General features: G+C 71.3%; 3 protein-coding genes and 1 pseudogene. All 4 read right to left on the minus strand.

Features of this window, described 5'->3' with window-relative positions; genetic code table 11:
• Positions 1-879: pseudogene (locus EBH09_RS14105) on the minus strand (hypothetical protein); the annotation flags it as partial.
• A gap of 104 nt (positions 880-983) precedes the next feature.
• Positions 984-5,933, minus strand: coding sequence for an NAD-glutamate dehydrogenase (locus EBH09_RS14110; RefSeq protein WP_121747273.1), 4,950 nt, complete (start codon positions 5,931-5,933; stop codon positions 984-986).
• 696 nt (positions 5,934-6,629) lie between these two features.
• Positions 6,630-7,301: an HAD family hydrolase gene (locus tag EBH09_RS14115; RefSeq protein ID WP_121747396.1), complete on the minus strand. Its 672-nt coding sequence runs from the start codon at positions 7,299-7,301 to the stop codon at positions 6,630-6,632.
• An 82-nt stretch (positions 7,302-7,383) separates the two neighbouring features.
• Entirely contained in the window at positions 7,384-7,899 is a 516-nt protein-coding gene (locus tag EBH09_RS14120; protein ID WP_121747274.1) for a hypothetical protein, read from the minus strand.
• Between the last annotated feature and the right edge of the window lie 454 nt (positions 7,900-8,353).

Below are 8,353 nucleotides of genomic sequence, written 5' to 3' on the forward strand. Positions count from 1 at the left end.
CGCCGCGAACACCACCGCTCCCAGGACGAAGAACAGCACCAGCACGTCCCGCCGGTCCCGCCGCCACCGCACCCCCAGCGCCGCCACCCCCACGAGTACCAGCCAGTACCGCCCGAACAGGTCCCGGTACAGCGACCGGTGCACCGCGTTCATCCCGTCCCCGGCGCCGAGCAGCGCGAAGAAGTCGTAGTACGGCCAGACCCACAGCACCCCCACCCCCAGTGCCAGGCCCACGGCGAGCCGCCCCGGCGCCCGCCACTCGCTCCGCGCCGAGCACACGACGGCGAGCGCGCCCAGCGACGCCACGACGCCGGAGAACTGGTGGACGAGGAGGATCACCGCCCACAGCACTCCGCACCCGAGCCGGGCGCCCCACCCCTGTGCCCTCGACAGCCACGCCCACAGGTGGAAGGCGAGACCGAGCGCGAGCACGCTGGGATACGCCACCGTCAGCGCGAGGGAGTGGAGCCCGAGGAAGCCGCTCCAGCTGAACTGCGACGTGCCCCACAGCAGCGCCAGGCTGAGGAGCGCGAGCGGGGGCGCCGCCGGACTCGCGCTCAGCACCCGCACGTACCGCCACACCCCTGTCACCAGCACCCCGAGCCCCACCAGCGCCCCGAGCCGCAGCACGACGAAGACGGAGAACCCGGTCACCTTGGCCACACAGCCGAGCAGCACCGTCCACGGCGAGTAGTACGGGCTGGGCGTGTCCGCGTCGACCAGCGGGTTGCCGGGGTCGAGGAGGCTGTGCCGCAGGCGTTCGAGGGTGGCCGCGTGGATGCCCAGGTCACCGGCCCAGGGCAGCCGGACGACGGCCAGGAGCAGGAGCAGCAGGAGGACGAGCGCGGCGACGCGTGCGGTCCAGAGACGCCCAGTCACCCCGTCACCTTATGCGGAGTTTCCGGACAGAGCGGGCATGAAGGCGCCCCGGGTCGAGTGACCCGGGGCGCCTCACACGGCTGTGCGGCTACGACATCACGCCGTCACGAATGCGTGCGCAGCAGCGTCCGCATCGTCCGCATCGCCACCGACAGGTTCGACAGGTCGAAGTCCTCCGAGTTGTGGATCTCCTCCAGCGTGGTGCGGGCCCGGCCGAGGATCGCCGCGTTCTTCTGCTCCCACGCCTTGAACCGCTGCTCCGGTGTCGACATGCCGTTGCCCACCGCCAGGACGTCGGCGGTGAGCGCCGCGTGCGCCGCGTACAGGTCCTCGCGGATCGCCGCGCGGGCCATGGACTGCCAGCGGTCGTTGCGGGGCAGATCGCTGATCCGGTCCATCAGCTGGGTGACGCTCAGCCGGTCGGCGAGGTCGTAGTACACCTCGGCGACGTCCAGCGGCTCCTTGCCCATGCGGTCGGCCACCGACACGATATCCAGCGTCGGGAAGGCCGAGGAGAACCCGGCCACCCGCGTGGCCGGCTCGTCCGGGACGCCGGCGGCGGTCAGCTCGTCGTAGATGTGCTGGTACCACTCCGCGTCCGCGCCGCGCAGCAGCTTGGGCAGCTGCGACCAGACCTGCTCGACGCGCTCGGCGAAGAACTCCACCGTCTCGGCGAGCTCCAGCGGCTGCGGGCGGTTGTTGAGCAGCCAGCGCGTGCCGCGCTCGACCAGGCGGCGCGAGTGCAGCCTGATGCGGGTCTGCACGTCGGCCTCGACCCTGGTGTCCAGCGCCTCCACCGCGTCCCACACCGGGGAGGAGCGGAAGATCGCCCGGGCCGCGGTCTGCGCCCGCACGATCTCCTCGAGCGACGCGCCGGTCTCCTCGCGCATCCGGTGCAGATACGTCGTACCGCCCGTGTTGACCGTGTCGTTGACCAGGACGGTCGTCGTGATCTCGCGGCGCAGCGGATGGCCGTCGATCCGGTCGAGGAACTGCTCGCGCAGCGCCGTCGGGAAGTACGTGTGCAGCAGGCCCTTGAGGTACGGGTCGTCGGGCAGCGAGGTGTGCAGCAGTTCCTCGGCGATCGTGATCTTCGTGTACGCCAGCAGCACGGCGGTCTCCGGGCCGGTCAGGCCCTGCCCGGTGCCGAGGCGTTCGCGGATCTGGCGGTCGGTGGGCAGGAACTCCAGGGCCCGGTTGAGGTGGCCCTCCCTGACCAGGTGGCGCATGAAGCGCTGCTGGGCGTGGAGCATGTCCTTGGACTGGGCCAGCGCGTTGGCGATCGCCGTGTTCTGCGCGTAGTTGTTCCGCAGGACCAGCGCGCCGACCTCGTCGGTCATCTCGGCGAGCAGCTTGTTTCGCTGCTTGACGGTCATGTCGCCGTCCTTGACGAGACCGTTGAGCAGGATCTTGATGTTCACCTCGTGGTCGGAGGTGTCCACGCCCGCGCTGTTGTCGATGGCGTCGGTGTTGATCCGGCCGCCGTGCAGCGCGAACTCGATCCGGCCCAGCTGGGTCAGGCCGAGGTTGCCGCCCTCGCCGACGACCTGGACCCGCAGGTCCTTGCCGTCGACGCGGATGGCGTCGTTGCCCTTGTCGCCGACGTCGCCGTTGGACTCGGTGGAGGCCTTGACGTACGTACCGATGCCGCCGTTCCACAGCAGGTCCACCGGCGCCGACAGGATCGCCTTCATCAGGTCGGCCGGGGTCATCTTGGTGACGCCGGCCTCGATGCCGAGGGCTTCGCGGATGTGGGCGTTGACCGGGATCGACTTGGCCGTGCGCGGGAAGATCCCGCCGCCCGCCGAGAGCAGCTCGGTGTTGTAGTCCTCCCAGGAGGAGCGCGGCAGCTCGAACAGGCGGCGCCGCTCGGCGTACGAGGTGGCCGCGTCCGGGTTCGGGTCGATGACGATGTGCCGGTGGTCGAAGGCGGCGACCAGGCGGATGTGCTCGCTGAGCAGCATGCCGTTGCCGAACACGTCGCCGGACATGTCGCCGATGCCGACGACCGTGAAGTCCTGGGTCTGGGTGTCGACGCCCAGCTCCCGGAAGTGCCGCTTGACGGACTCCCAGGCGCCGCGGGCGGTGATGCCCATGCCCTTGTGGTCGTAGCCCGCGCTTCCGCCGGAGGCGAAGGCGTCGCCGAGCCAGAAGTTGTAGGACTCGGCGACCTCGTTGGCGATGTCCGAGAACTTCGCGGTGCCCTTGTCGGCGGCGACGACGAGGTAGGTGTCGTCCTCGTCGTGCCGGACGACGTCAGCGGGGTGCACGACCTCGCCGGCCACCATGTTGTCGGTGATGTCGAGCAGCGCCGAGATGAACGTCTTGTAGCTGGCGATGCCCTCGGCCATCCAGGCGTCGCGGTCGACGTTCGGGTCGGGCAGCTGCTTGGCGACGAAGCCGCCCTTGGCCCCGACCGGCACGATGACGGTGTTCTTCACCATCTGTGCCTTGACCAGGCCGAGGATCTCGGTGCGGAAGTCCTCCCGGCGGTCCGACCAGCGCAGACCACCGCGCGCGACCTTGCCGAAGCGCAGGTGCACGCCCTCGACGCGCGGCGAGTACACCCAGATCTCGAACGCCGGGCGCGGCGCGGGCAGGTCGGGGATGGCCTGCGGGTCGAACTTCATGGAGACGTAGTCGTGGGGCTTGCCGCCCGCCGCCTCCTGGAAGAAGTTCGTCCGCAGCGTCGCCTTGATGACGGTGAGGAAGGACCGCAGGATCCGGTCCTCGTCAAGGCTCGCCACCTGGTCGAGGGCCGCTTCGACCTCTTCGAACAGGGCGTCGACGATCTCGCGCCCGGCCCGCTGGCGCTCGGGGGCCATCCGCGCCTCGAACAGCGAGACGAGCAGCCGCGTGGTGTGGACGTTGTTGCGGAGGGTGTCCTCCATGTAGTCCTGGCTGAACGTCGACCCGGCCTGCCGCAGGTACTTGGCGTACGCGCGCAGCACCATCGCCTGCCGCCAGGTCAGCCCGGCGCTGAGTACGAGGGCGTTGAAGCCGTCGTTCTCCGCCTGGCCGGTCCAGGTGGCGGCGAAGGCGTCCTGGACGCGCTCGCGCGCGTCGTCGCCGAGGTAGTCGCCGCCGCCCGCCACCGACTTGGGCATGCGCAGCCCGAAGTCGTAGATCCAGGCGGTCGTGCGGTCCGAGCAGCGCAGCTCGTACGGCCGCTCGTCGGTGACCTCGACGCCGAGCCGGCTGAGCACCGGCAGGACGGCCGACAGGGAGACCTGGCCGCCCTTCTGGTAGATCTTGAAACGCCGCTCCTCGGGTGCGGCGCCGACCGGCTCGTACAGGCTCAGCGCGAACGTCCTGTTCTCGTCGAGCCGCTCCAGGTGACCGAGGTCGGCGACCGCGGAGCGCGGGCCGTGGTCGGCCTTGTAGCCCTCGGGGAAGGCGCTCCCGTAGTAGCGCAACAGCTCCGCGGAGCGCTCCTCGCCGACCTCGGCGGTCAGCGCCTCGGCGAACCCGTCGGCCCAGGACCGGGCGGCCTCGACGAGACGGGCCTCGATGCGTTCCTTGTCCGCGTCGGACAGCTGCGGCAGCTCGGTGCCCTGCGGCACGCGTACCACGAAGTGCAGCCGGGACAGGATCGACTCGGTGTTCCACGCCGTGAAGTCGACGCTGGTGCCGCCGAGCTCCTCCTTGAGGATCTCGATGATCCGCAGCCGGACACCGGTGGTGTAGCGGTCGCGGGGGAGGTAGACCAGGGCCGAGTAGTAGCGTCCGTACTCGTCCTGCCGCAGGTAGAGCCGGAGGCGGCGCCGCTCCTGGAGGTAGAGCACGGAGGTGACGACCGGCTCCAGCTCCTCCACCGGCATCTGGAACATCTCGTCGCGCGGGTACGTCTCCAGGATCTGCAGCAGATCCCGCCCGTCGTGGCTGTTGGGCGAGAAGCCGGCCCGCTCCAGCACCTCCTCCACCTTGCGCCGGACGACCGGCACCCGGCGGACGGACTCGGTGTAGGCGGCGGAGGAGAACAGGCCGAGGAAGCGGCGCTCTCCCACGACGTTGCCCTGCTCGTCGAACTTCTTGACGCCGACGTAGTCCAGATACGACGGCCGGTGCACGGTGGCCCGGCTGTTGGCCTTGGTCAGCACCAGCAGCCGGTGCTCGCGGGCCTTGGCCCGGGCGTCGGCGGGCAGCCGCTCGAAGGACGGGCTGACGGGGTGGCTCTCGTCGGCCGCGTGGTGCGGGTCGGAACGCAGGATGCCGAGGCCGGTGCCGGCGAGGGCGGCGAGCGAGTCGTCGCCGCGCAGCTGATACTCGCGGTAGCCGAGGAAGGTGAAGTGGTCGTCGGCCAGCCAGCGCAGCAGCTCGCGGGCCTCCTCCAGCTCCCGCGGGGGGAGGTCGTCGGGGGTCGGCTCCGTCGGCAGCTGTTCCGCGATGCGGACGGCCGCGTCCCGCATCTTGCCCCAGTCCTCGACCGTCTCGCGGACGTCGTTCAGGACGCGCAACAGGTCGGCGGTGATCTGCTTCAGGTCGCCGCGGTCGGTCTCGCGGTCGAACTCGACGTGGATCCAGGACTCGACGTGCGCGTCGTGCGGGAGGTCGTCGGAGGGCCCGCGGGTGAGCACCTCGACGAGCTTGCCGGTCACGTCGCGCCGCACCACGATCAGCGGGTGGACGACGACGTGGATGCCGCGCCCCTGCCGGGTCAGCTCATTGGTCACGGAGTCGACGAGGAAGGGCATGTCGTCCGTGACCACCTCGACGACGGAGTGGCTGCACGTCCAGCCGTTCTCCTCGACCGTCGGGGTGTGCACCCGCACGTTCGCCGTGCCCTGTGGACGGTTCTCCGCCAGCCGGTAGTGCGAGACGGCGGCTCCGAAGACGTCGACCGGGTCGCGGTCGGTCAGGTCCTCCGGGGCGGTGTGCCGGTAGTAGCGCCGGAGGAACGCGAACACGGATGCGTGGTCCGGGGTGCCCGGGGCGTCCGACGTGCCCTCGTCCGTCGTCCCAGTCGGTAGGTGCCCCCCGACCGGGCTGTTCTCAGCTACCCGCGCAGCCCTTTCGAGCAGCTCGGCCTTGGCTTCGTCCAGCTTGGTCTGCATTGTCCTCTGACTCCTGTCGCGCGCCGTTGCGTGACGTAGAAGGAAGTACGGTCTCCTGCCTTCCGGCATGACGTCGAGACGCGGGGTGTCCGGTCTGTTCCGACGCTATGCCGCAAGGTGAGAGGAGCGGGGCCATATCAGCCAATGTCGCCACGCTCGCCGGGTGTGACGTCGCTCTCGTCGTCATCGTCCGGGGGGTGCGCGGCGCCGTACCGGGGGCCTTCGATGCCCCGTCCCGCCCGCGAAGACCAGCGACCGCCGCCCGGACACGGATGTCGTCCGTGCGTACCGGGCGCAGAGCGGGGGCGCCGGTGCCCCCGCGAGCTATCGCGCTGATCACGCCACAAGGCTATCGCTCCTTGCGGGCCCCCCGTCACGAGCCGTATGTGTACAAAACCGGGACCGAAACTTCGACGTTTTGCACAGAACCACCGCTGCCCAGCCGCGGGCGCGGCTGCGGGCAGTCGTGCCTCCCCAGCGCCTGAACGGCCTGGGAGGTGCCCCAAGGGGCGGCACGGGTGGGCGGTGGGGGCGCCTCCCGCTCATGGGGGCCCCGCGCGAGCGAAGCCGAGCGTGGGAGGAGAAGCCGAGAGCGGGGGGAGGCACCCCGCAACGCCGGGCCGCGACACCCACCCCCGGCTCCCACCAGCACGGGTCACCGTCCCAGCACAGGCCACCGTCCCCGCACAGCCGGCCTCACGCCGCCAACCGCGCCGCCTCCGCCACGGCCTCCCCCAACGTGTCCACCACCGGCACCCCGACCCCCTCCAGACTGGCCCGGCTGTGCGACCCCCCGGTGTACAGCACCGCCCCCGCCCCCACGTGCCGCGCGGCCACCGCGTCATCCGCGGCGTCCCCGATCACCACCGTACGAACGGGATCCACCCCGGCCCCCGCCAGCTCCGCGAGATGCCGCACCATGTGCTCGGTCTTGCTGCCCCCGGACGGCCCGATCCGCCCGTCGACGCGTATGAAGTGCGTCTCGATTCCGAACCCCTTGACCAGCGGCACCAGCTCGTCGTGGCCGTACATGCTGAGAATCGACTGACTGCGCCCCGCCGACCGCCAGCCGTCGAGCAGCTCCGCCACGCCCTCGGTGAGCCCGCACCGCACCCGGTGCTCGGTGTAGTGGCGCTGGAAGGTCGCGTCCATGACCTCCCACTCGGCGTCGGTGGGCAGCCGCCCCATCAGCCGCTCGTAGAACTTCGGCACCGGCACGCAGTAGAGCGCCCGGTACTGCTCCAGCGTGATCGACGCCAGTCCCAGCTCGGCGAACGCGGCGTTCGTCGCCCCGATGATCGCGTCATTGTCGTGGAACAGCGTCCCGTTCCAGTCCCAGACGATGTGCGCCCCTGTCTGCATCCCCATGCCCGAAAACGTACCCGCCGCCACTGACAGTCAAGACGGGGGCCGCGCCGGACGGCGGGACGGCCGGCCGGCCGGCGGGACGTCAGTGACCGGGCTCCACCAGATTCGGGATCTCCTGCGTCGCGTACCACAGCAGCTCGTGGTCCTCGGCCCCGTCCACGACGAACCGGGCGTCGTCGTCCCCGCCGTCCGCCGCCGCGAGGGCCTCGGCCGCGGCGGTCACATCCGCCTCCGCGTCGGCGGAGTCGACGTGCACCGAGGCCGCCTCGGCCAGCCGCAGGGGCCCGGCGACCCGCACCTCGCCCAGCGCCGCCGGATCGGGCCCCCGGTCCGGGGCGGCCGAGGCCGCCCCGTCGGACACGTCGGCGGCGACCACGACCCGGCGCCTCGGCGCGCCCGCGTCGGCCGCCAGCAGTCGCAGCGAGGCCAGCGCGGCCCGGTTGAGGGCGGCGTACTCCAGCTCCTCGATGTCGTCCGAGAGGTACCACTCGCGCAGCGCCGGTGTGACTGCGTGGGCGACGAGCGGTCCCGTCCCCAGCTCTCCCGTCCTGTGCGCCTCGGCGAGGCCGGAGAGGGTCACGGGGACGTAGACGCGCATGAGACTTCCGCTTTCGTGGTCGGGAGCGCCACCGAAGGCCCGGGACGGCCGGGATGGCCTGGGAGAGCCTTCAGGATACGTGCGGGTGTCCCCTTTCGGGTCCCCACCCATACCGCCCCACGCGTCCACCTCCGGCCCCGGAACTCACCCGGTACAACCGCTCCGCCCCGGGCTTTCCGGCCGTCCCGGCCACTCTGATAGGTGAACCCTCCAGCCCCCTCGGCCCGGCCACCGTCCTCCTTGCAGTCCCGCCCCGCCAACCCGTACAAGATCCCCAACCGCTAAGTTACTGCCCGGTATCACCCGGGCCGCCGAACGGGGAGCCCCCATGCGCAAGGTCATGACCAGGTCTCAGCTCAGCCCGAGCAGCACGCCGCTCCGCACGCCGGACCGCCCGCTCGCGCCCACCCCGCCCCGCGGACCCGACGGCGCCCCCACCTCCCGGCCGCCCGGC

It is taken from the genome of Streptomyces sp. E2N166, assembly GCF_003671715.1.
GTDB lineage: Bacteria > Actinomycetota > Actinomycetes > Streptomycetales > Streptomycetaceae > Streptomyces > Streptomyces thinghirensis.